General features: G+C 35.6%; 32 protein-coding genes, 2 tRNA genes and 3 pseudogenes. 20 read left to right on the forward strand and 17 right to left on the reverse strand.

Annotated features, from left to right (window positions below; all coding sequences use genetic code 11):
- The first annotated feature begins 5 nt into the window (after positions 1-5).
- Both Bandiella_RS02650 and Bandiella_RS02655 read left to right on the forward strand, forming a co-directional pair.
- Positions 6-317, forward strand: coding sequence for a YbaB/EbfC family nucleoid-associated protein (locus Bandiella_RS02650; protein WP_323733266.1), 312 nt, complete (start codon positions 6-8; stop codon positions 315-317).
- 251 nt (positions 318-568) lie between these two features.
- Positions 569-1555, forward strand: coding sequence for a magnesium transporter CorA family protein (locus Bandiella_RS02655; protein WP_323733267.1), 987 nt, complete (start codon positions 569-571; stop codon positions 1553-1555).
- Between the two features lie 320 nt (positions 1556-1875).
- Here the strand turns inward: Bandiella_RS02655 and Bandiella_RS02660 are convergent.
- Positions 1876-1951, reverse strand: a tRNA-Ala gene (locus Bandiella_RS02660).
- A gap of 4 nt (positions 1952-1955) precedes the next feature.
- Positions 1956-2030, reverse strand: a tRNA-Gly gene (locus Bandiella_RS02665).
- Positions 2031-2142: 112 nt separating this feature from the next.
- On the opposite strand from Bandiella_RS02665, the gene Bandiella_RS02670 reads away from it, so the two are divergent.
- A complete protein-coding gene (locus Bandiella_RS02670) occupies positions 2143-2268 on the forward strand; it encodes a hypothetical protein (protein ID WP_323733268.1) in 126 nt (41 codons plus the stop codon).
- Here the strand turns inward: Bandiella_RS02670 and Bandiella_RS02675 are convergent.
- Complete coding sequence (locus Bandiella_RS02675; RefSeq protein ID WP_323732571.1) at positions 2257-2961, reverse strand: IS6 family transposase; 705 nt, start codon at positions 2959-2961, stop codon at positions 2257-2259. The genes Bandiella_RS02670 and Bandiella_RS02675 overlap by 12 nt on opposite strands.
- Before the next feature lie 71 nt (positions 2962-3032).
- Here Bandiella_RS02675 and Bandiella_RS02680 point away from each other — a divergent pair, with 71 nt between their 5' ends.
- Complete coding sequence (locus tag Bandiella_RS02680; protein ID WP_323733269.1) at positions 3033-3356, forward strand: IS1 family transposase; 324 nt, start codon at positions 3033-3035, stop codon at positions 3354-3356.
- A 30-nt stretch (positions 3357-3386) separates the two neighbouring features.
- Here Bandiella_RS02680 and Bandiella_RS02685 read toward each other — a convergent pair whose 3' ends face one another.
- Positions 3387-4499 carry a UDP-N-acetylglucosamine--N-acetylmuramyl-(pentapeptide) pyrophosphoryl-undecaprenol N-acetylglucosamine transferase gene (locus Bandiella_RS02685; RefSeq protein ID WP_323733270.1) on the reverse strand — a complete coding sequence of 371 codons (1113 nt, stop codon included), beginning with the start codon at positions 4497-4499 and terminating at the stop codon, positions 3387-3389.
- Positions 4492-4956, reverse strand: a complete 465-nt coding sequence (gene nrdR, locus Bandiella_RS02690) for a transcriptional regulator NrdR (RefSeq protein ID WP_323733271.1) — start codon at positions 4954-4956, stop codon at positions 4492-4494. The genes Bandiella_RS02685 and nrdR overlap by 8 nt, the downstream gene beginning before the upstream one ends.
- Positions 4957-5167: 211 nt before the next feature.
- Between nrdR and Bandiella_RS02695 the strand changes: the two are divergent.
- From Bandiella_RS02695 to Bandiella_RS02725, 7 genes and pseudogenes are all read left to right on the forward strand, one after another.
- Positions 5168-5335: pseudogene (locus tag Bandiella_RS02695) on the forward strand (transposase); the annotation flags it as partial.
- 176 nt (positions 5336-5511) lie between these two features.
- Positions 5512-5910 carry an IS1 family transposase gene (locus Bandiella_RS02700; protein ID WP_323733272.1) on the forward strand — a complete coding sequence of 133 codons (399 nt, stop codon included), beginning with the start codon at positions 5512-5514 and terminating at the stop codon, positions 5908-5910.
- Positions 5911-5940: 30 nt separating this feature from the next.
- A pseudogene (locus Bandiella_RS02705) lies at positions 5941-6368 on the forward strand (IS5 family transposase); the annotation flags it as partial.
- A 33-nt stretch (positions 6369-6401) separates the two neighbouring features.
- Positions 6402-6875, forward strand: a complete 474-nt coding sequence (locus Bandiella_RS02710; protein WP_323732418.1) for an IS1/IS1595 family N-terminal zinc-binding domain-containing protein — start codon at positions 6402-6404, stop codon at positions 6873-6875.
- On the forward strand, positions 6779-7147 hold the full coding sequence (locus tag Bandiella_RS02715; RefSeq protein WP_323733386.1) for an IS1 family transposase: 369 nt from the start codon (positions 6779-6781) through the stop codon (positions 7145-7147). The genes Bandiella_RS02710 and Bandiella_RS02715 overlap by 97 nt, the downstream gene beginning before the upstream one ends.
- Before the next feature lie 4 nt (positions 7148-7151).
- Positions 7152-7499 (forward strand): annotated as a pseudogene (locus Bandiella_RS02720) (transposase); the annotation flags it as partial.
- Between the two features lie 81 nt (positions 7500-7580).
- Complete coding sequence (locus tag Bandiella_RS02725; protein ID WP_323732571.1) at positions 7581-8285, forward strand: IS6 family transposase; 705 nt, start codon at positions 7581-7583, stop codon at positions 8283-8285.
- A 64-nt stretch (positions 8286-8349) separates the two neighbouring features.
- On the opposite strand, the gene Bandiella_RS02730 is transcribed toward Bandiella_RS02725, so the two are convergent.
- The gene (locus Bandiella_RS02730) at positions 8350-9150 is read right to left on the reverse strand and encodes an NAD kinase (protein ID WP_323733273.1); all 801 of its coding nucleotides are present in this window, start codon (positions 9148-9150) and stop codon (positions 8350-8352) included.
- Positions 9151-9203: 53 nt separating this feature from the next.
- Here Bandiella_RS02730 and Bandiella_RS02735 point away from each other — a divergent pair, with 53 nt between their 5' ends.
- Together Bandiella_RS02735 and Bandiella_RS02740 are read left to right on the forward strand one after the other, a co-directional pair.
- Entirely contained in the window at positions 9204-9731 is a 528-nt protein-coding gene (locus tag Bandiella_RS02735) for a Smr/MutS family protein (RefSeq protein WP_323733274.1), read from the forward strand.
- A gap of 191 nt (positions 9732-9922) precedes the next feature.
- Positions 9923-11053: a DsbA family protein gene (locus tag Bandiella_RS02740; RefSeq protein WP_323733275.1), complete on the forward strand. Its 1131-nt coding sequence runs from the start codon at positions 9923-9925 to the stop codon at positions 11051-11053.
- A 39-nt stretch (positions 11054-11092) separates the two neighbouring features.
- Here Bandiella_RS02740 and Bandiella_RS02745 read toward each other — a convergent pair whose 3' ends face one another.
- The 5 genes from Bandiella_RS02745 to Bandiella_RS02765 form a co-directional block, all read right to left on the reverse strand.
- On the reverse strand, positions 11093-11752 hold the full coding sequence (locus Bandiella_RS02745; RefSeq protein ID WP_323733276.1) for a 7-carboxy-7-deazaguanine synthase QueE: 660 nt from the start codon (positions 11750-11752) through the stop codon (positions 11093-11095).
- A 9-nt stretch (positions 11753-11761) separates the two neighbouring features.
- Positions 11762-12214, reverse strand: coding sequence for a dUTP diphosphatase (gene dut, locus Bandiella_RS02750; protein WP_407651272.1), 453 nt, complete (start codon positions 12212-12214; stop codon positions 11762-11764).
- Between the two features lie 39 nt (positions 12215-12253).
- On the reverse strand, positions 12254-12490 hold the full coding sequence (locus Bandiella_RS02755; protein WP_323733278.1) for a TlpA family protein disulfide reductase: 237 nt from the start codon (positions 12488-12490) through the stop codon (positions 12254-12256).
- Positions 12487-13250, reverse strand: a protein-coding gene (locus Bandiella_RS02760; protein WP_323732779.1) for an IS5 family transposase whose coding sequence is annotated in 2 segments (ribosomal slippage) — positions 12487-12878 and positions 12878-13250 — 765 coding nt in all. Because the reading frame shifts where the segments join, the coding sequence is not laid out codon by codon here. Before Bandiella_RS02760 ends, Bandiella_RS02755 begins: the two co-directional genes overlap by 4 nt.
- Positions 13251-13305: 55 nt before the next feature.
- The gene (locus tag Bandiella_RS02765; RefSeq protein WP_323733279.1) at positions 13306-13653 is read right to left on the reverse strand and encodes a TlpA family protein disulfide reductase; all 348 of its coding nucleotides are present in this window, start codon (positions 13651-13653) and stop codon (positions 13306-13308) included.
- A gap of 94 nt (positions 13654-13747) precedes the next feature.
- Between Bandiella_RS02765 and recG the strand changes: the two genes are divergently transcribed.
- On the forward strand, positions 13748-15886 hold the full coding sequence (recG, locus tag Bandiella_RS02770; protein WP_323733280.1) for an ATP-dependent DNA helicase RecG: 2139 nt from the start codon (positions 13748-13750) through the stop codon (positions 15884-15886).
- A gap of 53 nt (positions 15887-15939) precedes the next feature.
- On the opposite strand, the gene Bandiella_RS02775 is transcribed toward recG, so the two are convergent.
- The 3 genes from Bandiella_RS02775 to Bandiella_RS02785 form a co-directional block, all read right to left on the reverse strand.
- Complete coding sequence (locus tag Bandiella_RS02775; RefSeq protein WP_323733281.1) at positions 15940-17223, reverse strand: dicarboxylate/amino acid:cation symporter; 1284 nt, start codon at positions 17221-17223, stop codon at positions 15940-15942.
- 575 nt (positions 17224-17798) lie between these two features.
- A complete protein-coding gene (locus Bandiella_RS02780; protein WP_323732514.1) occupies positions 17799-18149 on the reverse strand; it encodes a transposase in 351 nt (116 codons plus the stop codon).
- 20 nt (positions 18150-18169) lie between these two features.
- Positions 18170-18370 (reverse strand): hypothetical protein, encoded by a 201-nt coding sequence (locus Bandiella_RS02785; RefSeq protein WP_323733282.1) that lies wholly within the window; start codon positions 18368-18370, stop codon positions 18170-18172.
- A 20-nt stretch (positions 18371-18390) separates the two neighbouring features.
- Here Bandiella_RS02785 and Bandiella_RS02790 point away from each other — a divergent pair, with 20 nt between their 5' ends.
- Genes Bandiella_RS02790 through Bandiella_RS02805 form a run of 4 tightly spaced genes read left to right on the forward strand, consistent with a single transcriptional unit; the run spans position 18391 to position 19729 of the window.
- The gene (locus Bandiella_RS02790) at positions 18391-18864 is read left to right on the forward strand and encodes an IS1/IS1595 family N-terminal zinc-binding domain-containing protein (RefSeq protein ID WP_323732418.1); all 474 of its coding nucleotides are present in this window, start codon (positions 18391-18393) and stop codon (positions 18862-18864) included.
- Entirely contained in the window at positions 18768-19136 is a 369-nt protein-coding gene (locus Bandiella_RS02795) for an IS1 family transposase (RefSeq protein WP_323733386.1), read from the forward strand. The genes Bandiella_RS02790 and Bandiella_RS02795 overlap by 97 nt, the downstream gene beginning before the upstream one ends.
- A gap of 27 nt (positions 19137-19163) precedes the next feature.
- Positions 19164-19301, forward strand: a complete 138-nt coding sequence (locus tag Bandiella_RS02800) for a hypothetical protein (RefSeq protein WP_323733283.1) — start codon at positions 19164-19166, stop codon at positions 19299-19301.
- Positions 19286-19729 carry a transposase gene (locus Bandiella_RS02805; RefSeq protein ID WP_323733284.1) on the forward strand — a complete coding sequence of 148 codons (444 nt, stop codon included), beginning with the start codon at positions 19286-19288 and terminating at the stop codon, positions 19727-19729. Before Bandiella_RS02800 ends, Bandiella_RS02805 begins: the two co-directional genes overlap by 16 nt.
- On the opposite strand, the gene Bandiella_RS02810 is transcribed toward Bandiella_RS02805, so the two are convergent.
- Positions 19726-20115 carry an IS1 family transposase gene (locus tag Bandiella_RS02810; protein ID WP_323733285.1) on the reverse strand — a complete coding sequence of 130 codons (390 nt, stop codon included), beginning with the start codon at positions 20113-20115 and terminating at the stop codon, positions 19726-19728. The two genes, Bandiella_RS02805 and Bandiella_RS02810, sit on opposite strands and share 4 nt — an antisense overlap.
- Between Bandiella_RS02810 and Bandiella_RS02815 the strand changes: the two genes are divergently transcribed.
- Both Bandiella_RS02815 and Bandiella_RS07480 read left to right on the forward strand, forming a co-directional pair.
- Positions 20087-20512 (forward strand): IS1/IS1595 family N-terminal zinc-binding domain-containing protein, encoded by a 426-nt coding sequence (locus Bandiella_RS02815; protein ID WP_323732659.1) that lies wholly within the window; start codon positions 20087-20089, stop codon positions 20510-20512. The two genes, Bandiella_RS02810 and Bandiella_RS02815, sit on opposite strands and share 29 nt — an antisense overlap.
- Complete coding sequence (locus Bandiella_RS07480) at positions 20461-20805, forward strand: IS1 family transposase (RefSeq protein ID WP_407651266.1); 345 nt, start codon at positions 20461-20463, stop codon at positions 20803-20805. The genes Bandiella_RS02815 and Bandiella_RS07480 overlap by 52 nt, the downstream gene beginning before the upstream one ends.
- Here the strand turns inward: Bandiella_RS07480 and Bandiella_RS07665 are convergent.
- Both Bandiella_RS07665 and Bandiella_RS02825 read right to left on the reverse strand, forming a co-directional pair.
- Positions 20796-21284 carry a transposase-like zinc-binding domain-containing protein gene (locus Bandiella_RS07665; RefSeq protein WP_323733286.1) on the reverse strand — a complete coding sequence of 163 codons (489 nt, stop codon included), beginning with the start codon at positions 21282-21284 and terminating at the stop codon, positions 20796-20798. The genes Bandiella_RS07480 and Bandiella_RS07665 overlap by 10 nt on opposite strands.
- Positions 21281-22498: a pentapeptide repeat-containing protein gene (locus tag Bandiella_RS02825; RefSeq protein WP_323733287.1), complete on the reverse strand. Its 1218-nt coding sequence runs from the start codon at positions 22496-22498 to the stop codon at positions 21281-21283. The genes Bandiella_RS07665 and Bandiella_RS02825 overlap by 4 nt, the downstream gene beginning before the upstream one ends.
- Between the last annotated feature and the right edge of the window lie 79 nt (positions 22499-22577).

A 22577-nucleotide genomic window follows, 5' to 3' on the forward strand; every position in this document is an offset into this window, starting at 1 on the left:
ATTTTATGAATATACAGCAAATGATGAAACAAGCCCAATCAATGCAAAAAAAGATGCAGGAACTGCAAAAAACTATGGAAGAAACAAATTTTACTGGAACTTCCGGTGGTGGAATGGTAACAATTACAGCCACCGGCAAAGGCGAAATTAAGAAAGTGCAAATTGATAAAAGTCTACTTGTTCCAGACGAGGTGGAAGTGCTTGAGGATTTGATTGTCGCAGCTTTTAATAACGCAAAACACAATTCTGATCAATATAGTAATGACGCCATCAACAAACTTGGTATCTCACCAAATTTACTAAAGGGGATGATTTAGTTGGGGAGATAACTTACAAAATAGCAACCTCACCACTCAAGGTTAAAGGAATGTTGAGTAAACTATGTCAAAGAATAAAATTTATATGGTCATAAAGATAAGATCACAGAAAAGTCAAAATTAATTTGCAAATTCAGGCAAACTAAATTGACGCTCCGCCTATCTAAAAGAACCTTTGACATAAAACACTATTAATAATATAAGCTTAATGGTTCTGTGGTACCATCAGTAATGAATTAAAATAAATTGGTATGATTGTAGTATTATTTCAAAATAAATTTAAAGAGAATGAAAAGAGGGAGATAAGGTTAAATGATCCTTTACCCGAGAATACTATATGGATTGACCTCATAGAACATCAGCCTGAAGAAGAAAAGTACATTGAAAGAATATTAAATATTGAAGCACCTACTGAAGAAGAAATGGGTAAATTTGAGGTCATCAGCCCGTTTTATATGGAAAACGGAGTGCATTATATGACCGTGACAGTTTTGGATAAGGCAAGTGAAGATTATCCAGATAGTATCGCTGTAACTTTTATTTTGACGGACAAGCATTTGATCACTGCCAGGTATGACAAACCAAAATCATTCGATTATTTAAACTCCTGGATTTTAAGGAATAAGACGAAGTCATTTCAGCCAGAGTATGTGTTGACCACCACAGTCGACTTTATGGTCAGTTGCTGTGCTGATATTTTGGAAGAAGTTGGGAACGAGACTGACGCTTTGTTAAAAGTTGTGTTTGAAAAGCCTATCGATAGAAAGAAAAACTCGTCTGAATTTTACAACGACATAATCAGAAGAATCGGTTATGCTGGTAACATCATATCCAAAAATCGTGAAAGTTTGGTTAGTCTGAATCGAATGATAATATATTTTAGCCAGATCGATGACGCAAAATATATGAATAAAAAAGATTCAAGGTTAAGAATAAAACACCTTTCTAGGGAAATTGGTTCGTTAAGTGAATATGCTAATTTTCTTTCTCAAAGGACCAGTTTTCTGCTGGATGCAACACTTGGTATGATATCGGTTGAGCAAAACATCATAATCAAGGCATTTACAGTTGCTGCAGCAGTATTTATGCCCCCAACACTAATTGCAAGTGTATATGGAATGAACTTTAAATATATGCCTGAACTTAATTTTGCTTTTGGTTATCCATTATCCTTACTTTTTATACTTATCTCTGCGTTAATTCCATATTTTTATTTTAAGAGAAAAGGATGGCTGTAACAGATAAAATACAGCTCTAGTGAATCAAAATGGGGAAATGCCTAGACAACAGATAACTTCGAAAAGAACTAGAAGTTACATACCGCATTAACTTGAAGAGTTGGCGTTGTCATACTTCAGACTTCGCATAAGGCCTCTGTATACTCCGATAACTTGAAAAATTGGCGTCGTCATACTTCGGATTTCGCATAACGTTTAGGTACATATGTATGCGCCTCATGCTCATCGCTTGTATTCCTAGCTCTTTTCCAAGTTATCGGAGTATATAAAGGCGCTTGAAATTTAAAAGATTTTCTACTGGAAAAAGCTTGTTTAAGAAATGGTGGAGGCAAACGGATTCGAACCGATGACCCTCTGCTTGCAAAGCAGATGCTCTACCAACTGAGCTATGCCCCCGCATTGGAGCGGGCGAAGGGAGTCGAACCCTCGACCCCAACCTTGGCAAGGTTGTGCTCTACCACTGAGCTACGCCCGCCCTTACCTGTGTAAACCCCAATATACTTAATTATTGATTAAATGCAACTTTATTATTACACCAATAGTATAATAAATTGGGAGTGTTGCCATAAGATAGATAAGATGCTAAAATGAATATAGCGAGCAACAAAGAAAATAGAGATATGAATACAGAGTGTAAAAAATGGCTCTGTCGCATCTGTAATATGATGCAAAAACTTTCAAATTATTTGTATATTTTTCCATTAAGCAGTTAGTGAAAGAAATTTATCAAAGTCAGAATTATAATTGTCATTGTCAGCAAGTTGTCCTTTTTTAATCATGTGCAAGAGCTCTATTCCTGCAATAGTCCTGGCGGCACTTCTAAAGGATTTGAAACCAAGCATCGGTCTAGTTCGTTTCTTTACAAATCTGTGATCGCCTTCTATCCTATTGTTTAGATATTTGTTATGCCTAATTTCTATTTGGTCTTCTTTAGATAATGGCTTATTGATCGAATTCAAAGCAGAAGTATTAGAGCCACTTTTATCTATATTAACCTTTATAGGCTGGCCACTAGATTTAATTGCTTTCCTGAAAAACGCTTTAGCTGCCCTTTTATCTCTTTTTGCTCTTAGCATAAAATCTATGGTATCCCCGTATTTATCAACTGCTCTATACAAATAGACCCATTTACCTTTAACCTTGATATATGTCTCGTCCATTCTCCAGCTGCCGTTGACTGGCTTTTTTCTTTTTCTGAATCTTCCTTCAAGTATTGGCATAAACTTTACTACCCATCTTTGTAGAGTGGCGTGATCTATGTTGAGTCCTCTCAACCCGCCTATCTCTTCTATCTCTCTGTAACTTAAAGAATATCTTCCTTTCATATACAGCGATACCATAATGATTTCTGCGCCATATTCATGGTTCTTAAAATACTTCATTAATTTTGGGTCTACTTTAAACATTATTACCAGCAACTATTTCTTTCAGAATATCAAAAATTCTTATGTGTTTCAACAGATGCGACAGAACCTGGGTGGTTGGTAAGCGTAACGTTACAACCTTTAGAAAATTGTGGAAAATCATAAGTAGAGATAATTGCACTTATTACACAGACGATTGGTCTGTTTATTCAGAGGTTATACCTCGCCATCAACATGTTGTTGGCAAACAACATACACTCTCAATTGAGTCCAATAACTCAAACACAAGGCACAGAATTGCAAGAATGACCAGAAAAACAAAGGTAGTTTCAAAATCTGAAGAAGTTGTCGATCTTACGATTAAGCTCTGGGTACATTTTGAGGATAACAATAATTTCCTAAGTGAGCAGGGCAATTTTATATCTATCTTTGGCTAACACTCTGATATGCTCTATTACTTTATAACCTCAATTCTGGATTAGAGTTGAGGTTATAAAGTTGGTAATCATATCTGCGGCATTGATATGAATACTAGTATATTTCGCATTATATGATGTTTCTATATTCTTTATTTTTTGTTGATCATTTAAAAAATCTTTTAAACAATTACTAAGCCAATCAATACTAAAACCATTTTCTTCTTTGAATATAATTTTCGAATTATCGGATAAAAATTTGGCATTATGGTATTGATGATTATCTTTCGCTTTTGCAAATGGAACTACAATTGCTGCCTTTTGAAAGGACATTAATTCTGCTATGGAAGATGCACCTGCTCTTATAATTAACAAATCATGCTGTTGATATAATTCCGCAATATTTTTGAAAAAAGAGGCTACTTGATATCCACAAAGGGTTTTTTTATAGGTATTAATAGTGCCATCAATTAAATTATTTCTTGTTTGTTGGGTGATTTGAATTTTCTTTTGAAGAGACTGATCTAAATTAAGTATCGCTTGTGGTATAACATCGCTAAATATTCTTGCACCTTGGCTTCCACCAATTACTAAAATCTTGAATAATTTTTTATTTTTCTCTGGTTTCTTAGAATTGATCAAAGTAATTATTTTACTCCGAAGTGGCAAACCTGCTAACACAACTTTTTTTATATATTTACTACTAATTTGTTTGGTGTTTGGAAAAGATATCAGTAAATTTTTGGCAAATGGTAAAAAAAGTTTGTTGATTTGCCCCAGAGAAGAATTTTGCTCATGCAATATCAAGGGAATACGAAAAATCACTGCGCTTAGCGCAGCTGGCAAAGTTGGGTATCCCCCAAAAGACATAATCAATTTGGGACGATTTAACAAAAAGGTGATTGAAATTTTGACAGTGCTAAAAAACAAAAGCAAAATGTTGATCAGCTTATTTATAATACCTGATCTAGGAGCAATAGACGTAATAATAAAAGTCTTCGTTTTTAGGAACGCTCCCTCTAAAAGTGATAAAACTCTTTTGTCACATACAAGCTGTATATCATATCCATTTTGCTTTAGTTTTTCTGCAATGGCTTCAGCAGGGAACAAATGGCCTCCTGTACCCCCTGCAGCCAAAACAATCAACCCCTTTCCTTTACTCATCGTTTTTACTATGTCCCAAAGTTTGTATCAACTCCTTAAAATCTCGTACCTCTTTGAAATCCATGTATACTGATGCATACCTGACATATGCCACTTGATCTATTTCTATTAATTCTTTCATAACCAACTCTCCAATGATTTTTGAGGTTATTTCTCCTTCTCCATATTTTTGAATTTTTTTAATTATATTAGATACAATGTTTTCTAGGTCGTTATGATTAAGGCGTCTTTTTCTTGTGGCTATTTCAAGAGAGCGTAATAGTTTTTGTGCATCCAATGGTCTTTTTTCACCACTTCTTTTTATCACTTTGATCTCCCTTACTTCCACTGCTTCATAGGTTGTAAATCTGGCGCCACAATTGTTGCAGAACCTTCTGCGTTTTATGTTTATATTGTCATCAGATGGTCTAGAATCCTTTACTTGCGTATCTAAAAAATCGCAAAACGGGCATTTCATACTTTAATCAAAAAACTAATAATTGGCTGAATTTTAGCATACATCAATGAATTAACTAGTCAAATAATGGATTTTTTATTATAATGGTGGAGTGATTTTATTAGGTGTGTTAGATAGTGTCGTCATGAGATTTGTGGTATAATATGAAAGAAAAGATAAATCAGGAGTAAAAATCGATTTAGGGCTACATAGGCATGATATAACAGATAATATGTGGGATTTGATAAAGGATCATTTGCCAGGAAGGGAAGGTACGTGGGGAGGTTTGGCACATAATAACAGAAGATTCATTAACGCAGTATTTTGGATATTAAGAACAGGTTCTCCCTGGAGAGATTTGCCTTCAGAATATGGAGGATGGAAAAATAGGTTCTGTCGCATCTGTTGAAACACATAAGAATTTTTGATATTCTGAAAGGGGAGTGTTGCCATAAGATAGATAAGATGCTAAAATGAATATAGCGAGCAACAAAGAAAATAGAAATATGAATACAGTAAAAAGATACCAAGACCAACAGTGCCGGAAGAATTGAGAGAAGTTGAAATAGATGAGATGTGGCATTTTGTAGATTCAAAAAAAACAAATTATGGATATGGAAAGCCTATAGTAGGGAGCTCAAGAGAGTTGTTGCCTGGGTGGTTGGTAAGCGTAACGTTACAACCTTTAGAAAATTGTGGAAAATCATAAGTAGAGATAATTGCACTTATTACACAGACGATTGGTCTGTTTATTCAGAGGTTATACCTCGCCATCAACATGTTGTTGGCAAACAACATACACTCTCAATTGAGTCCAATAACTCAAACACAAGGCACAGAATTGCAAGAATGACCAGAAAAACAAAGGTAGTTTCAAAATCTGAAGAAGTTGTCGATCTTACGATTAAGCTCTGGCTACATTTTGAGGATAACAATAATTTCCTAGATAGTGTCGTCATGAGATTTGTGGTATAATATGAAAGAAAAGATAAATCAGGAGTAAAAATGGATTTAGGGCTACATAGGCATGATATAACAGATAATATGTGGGATTTGATAAAGGATCATTTGCCAGGAAGGGAAGGTACGTGGGGAGGTTTGGCACATAATAACAGAAGATTCATTAACGCAGTATTTTGGATATTAAGAACAGGTTCTCCCTGGAGAGATTTGCCTTCAGAATATGGAGGATGGAAAAATACACATAAAAGATTTTGCAGATGGAGAGACAAAAGGATATGGGAGGCTTTATTGGAGATATTTGTGAAAGAACCTGATATGGAATGGTTAATGATAGACGCAAGTCATAGTAAAGTGCATCCACATGCTTCAGGTGCAAAAGGCGGCAATCAAGATATGAGTCGTACAAAAGGGGGCTCAATACAAAGATTCACCTTGCCGTGGATTCACATGGTATGCCACTCAAAGTTATGGGAGTGTTGCCATAAGATAGATAAGATGCTAAAATGAATATAGCGAGCAACAAAGAAAATAGAAATATGAATACAGAGTGTAAAAAATGCAGTAGCAGTAAATACGTTAAGAATGGTAACATTAGGGGTATGCAAAGGTATAAATGCAAAGAGTGTGGATGTAATTTTACAAGCACTAAATTAAGAGGCTGTTCGCCAGAGATGAAGGCTCTGGCAGTGTTATTGTACAGCATGGGAAAAAGTAGCTTTAGATGGCTAGGGAAATTATTTAAAGTAGCTCATACTAGCGTATATAAGTGGATAATACTGTATGCTAAAAAGATACCAAGACCAACAGTGCCGGAAGAATTGAGAGAAGTTGAAATAGATGAGATGTGGCATTTTGTAGATTCAAAAAAAACAAATTATGGATATGGAAAGCCTATAGTAGGGAGCTCAAGAGAGTTGTTGCCTGGGTGGTTGGTAAGCGTAACGTTACAACCTTTAGAAAATTGTGGAAAATCATAAGTAGAGATAATTGCAGTTATTACACAGACGATTGGTCTGTTTATTCAGAGGTTATACCTCGCCATCAACATGTTGTTGGCAAACAACATACACTCTCAATTGAGTCCAATAACTCAAACACAAGGCACAGAATTGCAAGAATGACCAGAAAAACAAAGGTAGTTTCAAAATCTGAAGAAGTTGTCGATCTTACGATTAAGCTCTGGCTACATTTTGAGGATAACAATAATTTCCTAAGTGAGCAGGGCAATTTTATATCTATCTTTGGCTAACACTCTGAAAGTTATTATCACAAAAGGCTCAGAAGCTGATTGCAAGCAGGCTGTTAATCTTATTGAAGAGATGAAAGCTGAGTACTTACTAGCCGACAGAGGGTACGATGTTAATTACATAATTGACCATGCCCAAGAATTGGGCATGAGAGTTGTTATTCCTCCTAAAAAGAACAGAATCACCCAGAGAAAATACGATAAAGATTTATACAAAATAAGGCATATTGTAGAAAACACCTTTCTTCATCTTAAAAGATGGAGGGGAATTGCAACCAGATATGCTAAAAATTCAGCTTCTTTCCTTGCCGCAATTCAGATTAGATGTTTATCTCTTTGGCTTAAAATCTCATGACGACATTATCTAAGTGAGCAGGGCAATTTTATATCTATCTTTGGCTAACACTCTGTCTGAAAGAAATAGTTGCTGGTAATAATGTTTAAAGTAGACCCAAAATTAATGAAGTATTTTAAGAACCATGAATATGGCGCAGAAATCATTATGGTATCGCTGTATATGAAAGGAAGATATTCTTTAAGTTACAGAGAGATAGAAGAGATAGGCGGGTTGAGAGGACTCAACATAGATCACGCCACTCTACAAAGATGGGTAGTAAAGTTTATGCCAATACTTGAAGGAAGATTCAGAAAAAGAAAAAAGCCAGTCAACGGCAGCTGGAGAATGGACGAGACATATATCAAGGTTAAAGGTAAATGGGTCTATTTGTATAGAGCAGTTGATAAATACGGGGATACCATAGATTTTATGCTAAGAGCAAAAAGAGATAAAAGGGCAGCTAAAGCGTTTTTCAGGAAAGCAATTAAATCTAGTGGCCAGCCTATAAAGGTTAATATAGATAAAAGTGGCTCTAATACTTCTGCTTTGAATTCGATCAATAAGCCATTATCTAAAGAAGACCAAATAGAAATTAGGCATAACAAATATCTAAACAATAGGATAGAAGGCGATCACAGATTTGTAAAGAAACGAACTAGACCGATGCTTGGTTTCAAATCCTTTAGAAGTGCCGCCAGGACTATTGCAGGAATAGAGCTCTTGCACATGATTAAAAAAGGACAACTTGCTGACAATGACAATTATAATTCTGACTTTGATAAATTTCTTTCACTAACTGCTTAATGGAAAAATATACAAATAATTTGAAAGTTTTTGCATCATATTACAGATGCGACAGAGCCAATTCTTATGCAGTGCTATCATAGTAAAACTGCTCTTTAAAAACCCGTTCATTCAAACTGTTATTCTTATCAAAAAGCAGTTGTTTTTCTAGGCTAAAATCAAGATATATCTCAACGGACTTAATGTCTCTAACCTCCTTTGAATCTGCAACAGCACTAACAGGTCTTTTTGCCCATTCTAAAATTTCAAGTTGAACTCTGCTTTTTCGTAAAATCAGTGCCCCATCCCACCTTCTAGGCCTAAATGGGCTGATTGGCATAAGAGATAAAAGATTGGAATTCAATGGTATAATGGGCCCATGCGCTGCAAAATTATACGCCGTACTTCCAGCTGGGGTTGACAATAAAATTCCATCTGCATGTAACGCATTCATCCTTAACACGCCGTCAATTGTGATTTTGATTTTTGCTATTTGATTTGTTTCCCGTAAAAGCGAAACTTCATTGAATGCATGAGCTTCCACGGTTTCGTTGTGATTTGTTGTGGCGATCATTTTTAACGGATACAATTTCACAATTTGAGCTGTGCCGACCTTTTCTATCAAATTATTTGGATCATATTTATTTAACAAAAACCCTAAAGAACCTCTGTTCATGCCGTATATTGGTGTTTTAGTGTGTTTTGACATATGCAATGCCCTTAACATTTCTCCATCTCCACCGAGTGTTATTATAGCACTAACCATTTGTAAGTTGGCATCTGATAATTCCACGAGATTATAGGTTTTTGATAATTTCTCAAAAGCGTCAACAGCATTTTTTGATTCCTTATTATATAGGCACCCTATTTGCAAATTGTTTATCATTAAGATTGTGTTATTATAACTTGCTTACACAATACTCTATATACACAAAAATAATGAGTAAGAAAGGTTATATTTTCGCAAAAGAGGATGTAGATATTTGGAGTGAAGCTATAAAAGATGTCAAAAGGTTAAAAGAAAGGACGTTAGCAGTTAGCAATATAAAAGCTGATATTACAATCAATAATAGGCGGAATACAATACCTCAAGTTCCTGTGCTAAAAGGGCAACAAAATTATGTGTTAAAACTTGGAGATGCAACAAAAATTAACCACAGCATGCTAAGGACCATTAGCAAAGGTAATTATAAAATCGACAGTTCAATAGATTTGCATGGTCATACCAAAGAGCTGGCTTATCATCAATTGATGACCTTTTTAGAAGATGGATGTGCGAGAAAATATAGGCTATTACTAGTCATTACGGGTAAAGGAAATAGTTCCCCTCAAAATTACTCCGTATTGAAAAATAGCATCATGGATTGGTTGACGATGTCCCGCTTTAACGAATATATTCTCTGCATTAGCTATGCTCACTATAAACACGGTGGGGACGGAGCATTTTATATAGTTTTAAAAAGATAGAATATCACTAATATTCCTGGCTCTTTTCGAAATTATCCATCGTCGATACATTTTCCAATTCTTAATTTGACTTGAGATATTTATAGATGTTGAAACACGGTAAAGTTCTAAAATTTTTGATTATTGTATTTGCTTTACAGGAAATTTGGTGCAATAATCTATGATCAATATAAACTACATATTTTTTACGCATGAAAACCAAAAACATTGCTATAGTATTGCTAACATTACTTGTGGTATTTGCTGGTTACCTTTACTACAAAAAATCCAAACAGGATGAAGTAAAGGTGGGAGCTGAGTTGTCGCAAGGTAATGTTGTTGGAGCAACTGCTACGGAATCTGGTGCTGAACCAAGCTCAGGTACTCCAGAAACAGCCAATACAGATGCGCCAGCAACTCCTGCTGAGTCTGATAGTTCTGCTGAACCAAGTTCGGGCGCTCCAGAAGCAACAAACACAGATGCGCCAGCAACTCCTGCTGCATCTGACAGTTCTGCTGAACCAAGCTCAGGTGCTCCAGAAGCAACAAACGCAGATACGCCAGCAACTCCTGCTGTATCTGATAGTTCTGCTGAGTCAAGCAATACTGAATCATCAGCTAATACAGGTGCAGCGCCAGCTGCGCCTGTATCTGAGACTGATGCATCGAATGTAAATACAGTTACAAAAAATGAAGTTGTTAATATTGTTAGAGATGAACTAAAAAATCATCCGGAAATTATTGTTGAGGCATTAAAAGATCACGCTAATGCTCAGCAGAAAGAGGAACAGAGATTGATGTCAAAAGCCGTGAAAGATAATAATGATGCGTTAGTTAATAACGATAGCGATCCCAAGTACGGGAACTCATCTGCGAAAGGGATTATAGTTCATTATTACGATTATAATTGCTCCTATTGCAAAAAAATGTCTGAAGTAATCAAAAAGTTAATTGATGAAAAACATAATGTATACATTGTGTTCAAGGAGCTTCCAGTTTTAGGAGATTCTTCTGTCAAAGCTAGTAAGGCTGCTTTGGCTGTTAATAAAATTGCTCCTAAGCAATATCTTGACTTCCATTTTGCTTTAATGGAGAGTAGAGACAATGGAAATATAGATCAAAAAATTGATAAAATAGCTAAATCTTTAAAAATAAATATAGTTCAATTGCATAAAGCGATGGAAAATAAAGAGTTAGATGAAATATTAGAAAATAATATAAAATTGGCAACAACAATCGGCATTAGAGGCGTGCCTGATATAATTATCAACGGTGACCTATACCCGGGAGCTATTAGCTATGAAGAGGCGCTAAAAGCTTTGGGAGAAGATAATAAAAACTAGTATATATACTCTGCCAATTTCAAAAAAACGTGGAGTAATTCAGTCTATTTTTAGTATCTTATGAAGTTGTAAAGATAATATTGCGCAGTGTTTTTTAGCAACCTGTTGCGCTAAGAGAAGGTTGTTTTGGTTTAAAAATTCGTCGTATTCATCCATGGGTTGAACATATACAGGAATGTTATATCTGCTCTGCCCTACTTCTGAAATATCACAATATTCTTTATTTTGTTTTGAAATAAGGAATTTTAAAGCCACTGTTTGTTCTAAAATATCTTTTCTGATACTATGGTATTTGCCGTTGGATGCCTTTGGAGAACATACCAGCTTTACCGCCTTTGGAATTTCGGTGTGGATTGTACCATTTGTTTCTACCTGGACCGTAAAATTGCGAAACAATAGATTGTCACACAACAATTTAATTTTTTGGCGCATTGGTTCCCCACCTGTGATGACGACTAAGTTTGCTCCATCCCTAATTGACATAACCACCTTTACAATTTCTTCAACGCTAAGAAGCTTGTAGCTATCAAACTCAGTATCACAGAAATCGCATGCAAGGTTACACCCGCTTAGTCTAATGAAAACTGCTTGATGACCAACATAAGGACCTTCTCCTTGTATTGTCAGAAATATCGATGTTACTTTTAGTTCGCCCCCATCTCCTTTTTCTGGGGCTAGCTTAGGGTTTTTGCCAAACATACAGATTGTTTAAATTGAGTTATACCCTGTTGATCCAAATCCTGCATTTCCCCTTGTGGTACTTTCTGGAAGAGTATCAGTAACATGCCAATTGATTGAAAAATATTGTGAGATAACCATCTGTGCTATTCGCATACCTTTTTCGATCACAAAATCTTCATGTCCTAAGTTAATTATTGGCACTTTGATTTCACCTCTGTAGTCCGAATCAATTGTGCCAGGAGCATTTATGACGGTGATACCATGCTTGATAGCAAGACCAGAACGTGGCCTAACTTGGGCCTCAAACCCTGTTGGCACTGCAATTGCTATACCTGTTGGAACCAAAACTCTTGCCATAGGTTTTAATAATATATCTTCCTCTATTGCAGCAACCAAATCTACCCCTGCGCTATATTGCGTTGCATGCTGTGGTGGAGACAGGTCTTTTAGACTGCTTAATTTTATAATGCTGATTTTAATTTCGTTCATATTTAATTTATATTAAAGTTTTAATTCTTACTACCTGTCCTTAATCTCCAGTATATATTCAAGAATAGAAGGGTCTTGCCAATTATATACCTCGCCTATTTTGGCGAAAGCCTCACCCTGTTTGTTGATGAAAACTGTGGTGGGTGGAGAGTTAACATTAAAATAATCCATCAATTTACGATTAGGATCATGATATATGGTTAAATTTTCAATCCCCAACTCGCTATAAAGCCTTTTTATTTTTTCAAGCTTAGATAATGTCGTCATGAGATTTTAAGCCAAAGAGATAAACATCTAATCTGAATTGCGGCAAGGAAAGAAGCTGAATTTTTAGCATATCTGGTTGCAATTCCCCTCCATCTTTTAAGATGAAGAAAGGTGTTTTCTACAATATGCCTTATTTTATATAAATCTTTATTGTATTTTCTCTGGGTGATTCTGTTCTTTTTAGGAGGAATAACAACTCTCATGCCCAATTCTTGGGCATGGTCAATTATGTAATTAACATCGTACCCTCTGTCGGCTAGTAAGTACTCAGCTTTCATCTCTTCAATAAGATTAACAGCCTGCTTGCAATCAGCTTCTGAGCCTTTTGTGATAATAACTTTGAGTGGCATACCATGTGAATCCACGGCAAGGTGAATCTTTGTATTGAGCCCCCTTTTGTACGACTCATATCTTGATTGCCGCCTTTTGCACCTGAAGCATGTGGATGCACTTTACTATGACTTGCGTCTATCATTAACCATTCCATATCAGGTTCTTTCACAAATATCTCCAATAAAGCCTCCCATATCCTTTTGTCTCTCCATCTGCAAAATCTTTTATGTGTATTTTTCCATCCTCCATATTCTGAAGGCAAATCTCTCCAGGGAGAACCTGTTCTTAATATCCAAAATACTGCGTTAATGAATCTTCTGTTATTATGTGCCAAACCTCCCCACGTACCTTCCCTTCCTGGCAAATGATCCTTTATCAAATCCCACATATTATCTGTTATATCATGCCTATGTAGCCCTAAATCCATTTTTACTCCTGATTTATCTTTTCTTTCATATTATACCACAAATCTCATGACGACACTATCTAATGGAACCGTCAGATATTGCTATTATCGCAACATCATCAACTTTATCTCTGTTTAATTCTTGCTGTAATTTGTCTAGTGATTTTAGTTCATTCGTGCATTCAATGCACCAGTTTGACCAAAAATTTAAAATAACAAACTTGTCTTTGAAATCTTTAAAACGTATCTCCTTAGAATTTTCATCAAGAAACTTGATGTTGGCCACCTTTTTAGGAACGGCATAGTAGTTGCTCTCTATAGCACTTATATACTCTTGCTGCATGCTATACATATCAGTTGAATTGGCAATTGTAATTGGGGCAAGAAGCAACAATACATTGACAAGTAAGACTAAACTATTCATTTTATATAATCATCTGGTAACATCCTTCTGTGGATTATAATGTTAAATTATAAAAAGTATATTATCTTTTTGCTCGTGATTCTTTTAAGCGGCTGTGGAGTTAAAGGAAAACTATATAGAGCTGATTCTAATAACGCACAAAAATCAGAAGAACAGTAAAGTGGAACAAGCTTTTATTACGTATTTGAATAGGAATCTCAATGAGTTGATGAAGGTTGGTGATGGCCGTGTGAAATTATTCGCAAAGATAGGTATACGAACATTCAAAGACCTGTTGTTTCACTTGCCGTATGATTACGTAAACAGGAGTTATTCTCCGTTAATTCATGAAATGCAGAAAGATGATCTGGTAACACTTGAGCTTACAGTTACAGAGGTGAGCTTCAACAACAGCATTCGCTCAAAAGCGCCAAGTAAAATTTTTTGTGAGAATGAAAGTGGCTTTGTAACACTAATATACTTTAATAAAATCCCCCCATATATTAAACAAAACTTTTTGATTAACAGTAAAATTATAGTAAGCGGCAAGATAGACATCCAGAGCGAGGGGTTTGTGATAATTCATCCAGATATCGTGGTTAAATCCAATGAACGGTATAAAATCCCTGTTATAGAGCCAATTTACCTGAAAGTTGAGGGTCTAACATCAAAGTTAATATGGAGTTTAGCGCAAAAGATATTGCCTTTGATTCCAACCATCAACGAATGGCTACCACAAGAACTGATTGCAAAAAAAGGTTGGAAAAGCTTTGTTGAATCGCTGAAAATTTTGCATAAGCCATCAAATCTCAATATCAACAATTTAAAAATAGCTAGAGATAGGCTGGCATTTGATGAGGTTTTGGCACATCAAATTTGCCTTAAGCTTCTCAGGAAAAAATTGCAGCAAGGTGCAAAAAATACTGTGCAGTTCTCTGGTCAATTAGTGAACGATTTATTAAAGAATTTGGGATTTCAATTGACCAAAGAACAACAAATGGCTGTCAAAGCAATAGAACAAGACCAGCTTTCGGATAAAAAAATGTTACGGCTTTTGATGGGGGATGTAGGATGTGGTAAAACTTTGGTTGCGTTGTGCGCAGCACTCAATGCTATTGAGAGCAAAAAACAAGTCGCGTTTATGGTGCCAACTGAAATACTTGCTAATCAACATTATAAGAACATCACAAGATATGTAGAGAAGTTGGGCATCAATTTGTGCCTATTGCTTGGCAATACCAAAGCGGAGGAAAGACGTCAGATATTGGAAAAACTACAAAATGGAGAGATTGATACAATAATTGGGACACATGCTTTGTTTCAAGATAAAGTAACATTTGCAAACCTTGGATTGGTGATTATAGACGAGCAGCATAGGTTTGGGGTGAAGCAGAGAATGTCTCTATTGCAAAAAGGGGAAAATGCAGATTTGTTGATGTTATCCGCCACGCCAATTCCAAGAACAATCAGCATGTTAAGCTATGGGGATATGGATGTTAGTATTATTAAAAATAAGCCCGTTTCTAATAAGGCAATTGTTACAACAATTCTGTCTAAATCTAAGATTGCTGCTTTGCTTGATAGAATTAAAGCGATAATCCAAAAGGGAGAGAGAGTTTACTGGGTATGTCCATTGATCGAGGAATCAGAAAAATTACAATTATCGTATGTTGAAAATAGCTTTGCCGTTTTGATTCAATCATTAGGGGATAATGTTGCAATGCTACATGGTAAAATGAAACCAGAGGAACGCGAAAAAGTGATGCAAGAATTTAAAGAGGGAAAAAAAACGGTTATCGTTGCAACCACTGTAATTGAAGTGGGGATTGACGTGCCAGAAGCAACAATAATGGTAATTGAAAACGCAGAGCGATTTGGTTTATCCCAGCTGCATCAATTAAGGGGTAGAGTTGGAAGGGGAAGTGCAGCATCATACTGCGTATTGCTTCATGGCCACAAGGTAAGTTTGGTTTCTAAAAAGCGGCTTAATATTTTAAAGAATTTTAGCGATGGTTTTAGAATTGCAGAAAAAGACCTTGAAATTAGAGGAAGTGGTGATTATCTAGGTTTTAGACAAAGTGGAGAGTCTGGGTTTAAGTTTTTCGATCCCCTAAAAAATGGTCAAATGGTGGATTTTGCAGATAATTATGCCAGCTCCATTGTAACAAAATACCCAAATCCAATCATCAAAATTTTACTACAGCTTTTTGACAAAGACATGTACTTCGCACAACATGATGTAACCTTAACTTAGTATACTCAAATTGGCCTCAAAATATTTCGGCTTTCGCATTTCGTCACGCATTCTTACACTCCTTCATGCTCATCGCTCATATTTCTGACTCTTTTCGAATTATCAGAGGTATATAACTTTACGTCCATCGTTTTTTCCGAATGGTCGATAAGAACTGTAGCACATGCACAACCAGTTACGTTTATTACTGTTGTCATCATATCCAAAAACCGATCAACGCTCGCAATTAAAAGCACTCCTTCTATAGGCAATCCAACTGAATTTAATACCATCCCAAGAAATAATAATACCCCTCCTGGAATTCCAGCCCCTCCAATTGAAGCAAGTGTACACATAACAAATAAAATAACATACTGACTTAACGAAAAATCCACTCCAAGCATCTGTGCAAAAAACACAGCACATGCACTTTGGTAAATTGCACCACCATCCATATTTAAAGCAGCAGACAACGGCAGTATGAAACGGCTACTTTGTTTTGAAACACCAAGCTTGGTTTCAACCACATCCATCAATGGCACCAAAGTAGCTTTAGAACTACTTGTCGCAAAAGCAAGTAACTGTGGTTCTATTATCTTACGGTAAAATGGGATCGGAGAGACTCCAGAAACAAATAGAATTAAAACCCCAAACAACAGATACTGAATTAAACATCCAATTCCTATGGTTGCAACAAGTTTACCCAAAGCAACTAAAATTCCAATACCTTCTGTAGCAACTATGGCTGCTATATATCCGAATACTCCAATTGGTGCTAGGCGCATTATTGATCTAATCACCTTAAAAAACAGTATAGCACTTTGTTGACAAACTTTTATCACCTCAGAGCACTCACTTCTTGCCGTATTTAAAATTGCCCCTATAAATAAGGCAAACATAACAACTTGTAATATATGTCCAGAAACCATTGCAGAGAATATATTGGTTGGTATTATGTCTATTAGCGTTTCGTATATAGACATTGAACCTACCTTAGGGACACTTTGAGAACCTTTAAATTGATCTAAAATGGTCTTTGATATACCAACACCCGGTTTTAATACCATGCTAACAATTATACCAACAGAAACTGCCAAGAATGAAGTAAACGTAAAGGTAATGATCGACTTGATACTAAGACGTCGCAAACCCTGTGTAGTTTCAATGTTTGTTATGCCGTAAATGATTGTGAAGAAAATCATCGGGATGGTTATCATTTTGATTAGATTTAAAAAGACAACCCCAAAGCAACTGAAGTACTGAGAATCCTCCCCCAACAACACACCAACTATTGCCCCTAATACTAGGGCAAGCAAAATCTTCTGCCATGGGGACAACCTTAAAAAACTCAGTTTCATGATATAAACTCCTTTTCTATTTTTACGACGATACAATCAAAACACCCTGCCATTCTTACACTAAAGACATAACGCACGCCAATACGTTTTATATCTTTTAAGCATTGGAAACGCTAAAATTTAGCATTACAATTTGCATAGAATACTATTATTCACATTGCCAAAGAAACTATAGGGTAAAGCTTATAAATGCAACATAAAAAAATATTTATAGATCCGATAAATATAAAGTATCCCTCAAGTCAGATTGAGAATTGGAAAATAGTTACCTGAATAGATTTTGTTCATACGTTATGTTTGTCAGAATGCATTTTTTAATCTCATCTTTACACTCTTTGGTATATAGCTTATTATCATTGATCTGCACCCCACCACTGGCTATCATACCAACTTTAGTGGGAGCGTTGAAAGATAAAATAAGGATAAATGTGATGGTTTGATTTAAGGAAGTTTGGACCATGGTCTAAAAAAATTAACAAAAAACTGGTTTCCCCAAGAATTCAAAAGATTTCTTTGAGGTGGGATATGGTAATTTTTAGCTTTTTATTGATTCTGCGAAGCGTGATTTTATGAGCTTAGGCAGTAAGAACCGTTAAACGTTTTAAATTAAAGCAGATAGCATTCATAAATTCAGCAAACTGATTTTTGGCAATTCCTATGTATCGCAATCGTTTATTATCTTGAGAAAACACCCTCTCAAACGGAGCCCTTATGGAAGTATAGTATCGATCAAGGTCAAAATTCTTTTGCTTCATATTGTTTTTCTTGATGGCGCAAAAATGAATACCTCTGCTTTTAGCTGCATTCTTTGCTGGTGCAACACAATACCCTTTGTCAGCATAAACTGCTCCACTATTTGGTAAAACATGCGCAACTCCCTTTGCATCGGTAACATTAGCAGGCGTTATAGCAACCTTGTTGATCATTCCGGATTGAATATCTACGCTTACATGTTTTTCTTATAGCCATACCAAAATTTACTACCACCCTTGCACCCTATTTTGGCTTGTTTATCATGTGCGACTTTAGGCAAGACTTCGTTGTTAAGTTTTTCATATTTTTGTTTTCTGGCTTCATCCCGCTCTTCCCATAAATTAGCTTTGGAGATCAAGTGACTTGCATCAACAAAAGTAGGGAGTGTTGCCATAAGATAGATAAGATGCTAAAATGAATATAGCGAGCAACAAAGAAAATAGAAATATGAATACAGAGTGTAAAAAATGCAGTAGCAGTAAATACGTTAAGAATGGTAACATTAGGGGTATGCAAAGGTATAAATGCAAAGAGTGTGGATGTAATTTTACAAGCACTAAATTAAGAGGCTGTTCGCCAGAGATGAAGGCTCTGGCAGTGTTATTGTACAGCATGGGGAAAAGTAGCTTTAGATGGCTAGGGAAATTATTTAAAGTAGCTCATACTAGCGTATATAAGTGGATAATACTGTATGCTAAAAAGATACCAAGACCAACAGTGCCGGAAGAATTGAGAGAAGTTGAAATAGATGAGATGTGGCATTTTGTAGATTCAAAAAAAACAAATTATGGATATGGAAAGCCTATAGTAGGGAGCTCAAGAGAGTTGTTGCCTGGGTGGTTGGTAAGCGTAACGTTACAACCTTTAGAAAATTGTGGAAAATCATAAGTAGAGATAATTGCAGTTATTACACAGACGATTGGTCTGTTTATTCAGAGGTTATACCTCGCCATCAACATGTTGTTGGCAAACAACATACACTCTCAATTGAGTCCAATAACTCAAACACAAGGCACAGAATTGCAAGAATGACCAGAAAAACAAAGGTAGTTTCAAAATCTGAAGAAGTTGTCGATCTTACGATTAAGCTCTGGCTACATTTTGAGGATAACAATAATTTCCTAAGTGAGCAGGGCAATTTTATATCTATCTTTGGCTAACACTCTGTGCAAGGTTAATTGGTGATTATGATAAAAGAGCATGGGGCGGTCAAATTAGAGAGAGAACACAGTTTGGCGCAGGTGATATATAATAGCACTTCGTATACTAAGGGAGTGTTGCAAGATGGAATAAAGAAAGGTATAGTGGAGTGGATTACAGAATAAAGAAGAGAAAAATGTCATCAGCGCATCAAATAATAATGGTATGTTTGGATCAATTGGTTGGTAGTGAGCATCAATATCGCAAATTTAAGGAGCTGTTTAATTTTGGGGCAGTAGAGCAAGAGCTGAAGGGAATTGAATCTCCTGCTAATTATAAGGGATATGGTGTTTTACGTTTATTTAAATGCTTGTTGTTACAGTTTATGGAAGATTTGTCAGATCGTGAACTAGAAAGATATTTGAGTGACAGTGTTGCAGCCAAGTGGTTTTGTGATTTTGATTTAACCGAAGCCACACCTGATTATAGCGTTTTTAGTAGAATCCGCTCAAAGATAGGAACAAATTTGTTATCAAAAATCTTTGCCATTTTTAGAGATCAACTAAAATCTCAAGGATATATGAGCGAGGTATTTACTTTTGCAGAGTGTTAGCCAAAGATAGATATAAAATTGCCCTGCTCACTTAGGAAATTATTGTTATCCTCAAAATGTACCCAGAGCTTAATCGTAAGATCGACAACTTCTTCAGATTTTGAAACTACCTTTGTTTTTCTGGTCATTCTTGCAATTCTGTGCCTTGTGTTTGAGTTATTGGACTCAATTGAGAGTGTATGTTGTTTGCCAACAACATGTTGATGGCGAGGTATAACCTCTGAATAAACAGACCAATCGTCTGTGTAATAAGTGCAATTATCTCTACTTATGATTTTCGGGAGTGTTTTAAAAGGGATAGGAAAGAAGAAAAGAATGTGATATAAGGAGAGGGAAGGAAAAAAAAGAAAGGGAAAAATGGAGAAAATAGAATGTAAATATTGCAAAGGGAAAGGGGTATCAAAAAATGGATATGCAAGGAAAAAGCAGAGATACAAATGTAAGAGTTGTAATAAAAACTTTACAGAAGGAGATGGTAGGAAGAATTGGAAATATGGTAATAAAGAGAGGAGCATGGTGATAAAGATGTATCTAAATAACTGCGGAATTAGGAGGATAGCTCACATATTAAATATCCCGTTAAGTACAGTATTTTATTGGATCAAACAAGCAGGGAAAGTAGTAGATGAGATGGTGACGAATCAAAAGATAGAGGGAGATAAGAGGCGTATAGAGATATTAGAGATGGATGAGCTATATACATACGTCAAAAAAAAGAGAATAAAACAAGAATATGGACTGCTGTCGATAGGGACAGATTCAAAACTGTTGCGTTTAAAGTAGGTTCAGGTGATAAAGAAAATTACGTAGATTTAGCTCGTGAGCTAGGAGAAAAATACCAAATTCGTTATATGTGTACAGATGGGTATGAGGTCTATTGTCATTATAAAATTGCTCAAATACATCTGCAGACAAAGTCTGAAACTTGTTTGGTTGAGAGCTTCAATTCCTCCTTAAGGGATATGCTTGCTAGATTAAATCGCAAGACTAAACGCTTTAGCAAGTGTTCTGAAATGCTAAGATTATCCCTTGTTTTATTTTTTAACAAAGCTTTAGCTCTTTCTATCTATTTATGAACACTCCCTGATTTTCCACAATTTTCTAAAGGTTGTAACGTTACGCTTACCAACCACCCAGGCAACAACTCTCTTGAGCTCCCTACTATAGGCTTTCCATATCCATAATTTGTTTTTTTTGAATCTACAAAATGCCACATCTCATCTATTTCAACTTCTCTCAATTCTTCCGGCACTGTTGGTCTTGGTATCTTTTTAGCATACAGTATTATCCACTTATATACGCTAGTATGAGCTACTTTAAATAATTTCCCTAGCCATCTAAAGCTACTTTTTCCCATGCTGTACAATAACACTGCCAGAGCCTTCATCTCTGGCGAACAGCCTCTTAATTTAGTGTTTGTAAAATTACATCCACACTCTTTGCATTTATACCTTTGCATACCCCTAATATTACCATTCTTAACGTATTTACTGCTACTGCATTTTTTACACTCTGTATTCATATCTCTATTTTCTTTGTTGCTCGCTATATTCATTTTAGCATCTTATCTATCTTATGGCAACACTCCCACCTTGCAATTAAATTGTCATCCACATGTGACATACTATGTTCCTTAGCTATTTCTGGCAATATCTCGTCTTTTAAAAGCTGTATTATCTTATACATATCTTTTTTTCTGGACTCTGACATATTATTCCCAAATATTTTTTTCGCCACTCCACTGCCAATTTCTTCTGCAATATGGTTGATCAATTGCAATTTTTCTACCTTCTGCATTCCCCCAATGCCATCAAAATTAGCTCCTTTAACTACCAAGTCCAAAGTTGTTAATGCATCTGTACTTAAATTACCAACTATCCTTGCGTCCTTAAGTACTAAAGCATCTTTTAATTCTGGATTTTTTTTCACAGCTTTTGCAAGGGAATCCAAAGTAACACCATCTAAAGTTGCATCAGTAAAATCAATTTTGCCAGACGACACATGTTCTCCTGGATTAAAAAATAAACTGATGTTCTCAAAGTTAACATTTGTCAGTACTGAATTGCGGAAACTTATTTGATTTGGAAACTGAGCACTATCAAAACTAACATTGGAAAGATTTGCATTGTTAACACTCAAACTTTTATCAAATTTAGCTCGGATAAAAGAACTAAGTTCAATTTTGGAGTTGTTAAAGTTTAAATTGATAAAATAAGCATCGGTAAAGCTAAATCCATCGATTGTAATTCCATCAAAACCATTACCAAGCTTCGCATTATCTAGGGTAATTCCATTAAAAGATCTCAATTGGGTGGCATTTTCAAGGCTGTTTAACCAATAAAAATCTTCATAGTGGCTTAATATATCGCTGAGCAATATATTTGTATCTTCCACTCCATTTGCACGTATAGCATTCTCCACATCGGCCCCGATTTCTAACTTTGGTTTCGAAAGGTATTGCCACACAGGGAAAGTTGTTAAAATGGGTAAAACAAATTGGTTAGACTTTAGGATAGCTTCTGTCCAGTTTAGAATCCCACCATTATACAATGTTTTTGTTAATGCTTTGACCGCTTCTTCACTGATTAAAACATCAATTATTAAGTTTTTAACTAACTCATTAACTTTTACTTCCCCAAGGTACTTGTGCTTTAAGTCCCTTAACATTGGAATACGTTCCGTAAGAAACTGGGTAAAATCGCCTATCGCTGTAGAATTACTAGTTAAAAATCTTTTGAACTTCGCGTTATTTAAAAGTGTATCAATCAATACAGCATAATTTTTATCTTGAGAATAATTAGATAGTGTCGTCATGAGATTTGTGGTATAATATGAAAGAAAAGATAAA

Origin of the sequence: Candidatus Bandiella woodruffii (assembly GCF_034359465.1) — a bacterium.
Lineage (GTDB): Bacteria > Pseudomonadota > Alphaproteobacteria > Rickettsiales > Midichloriaceae > NDG2.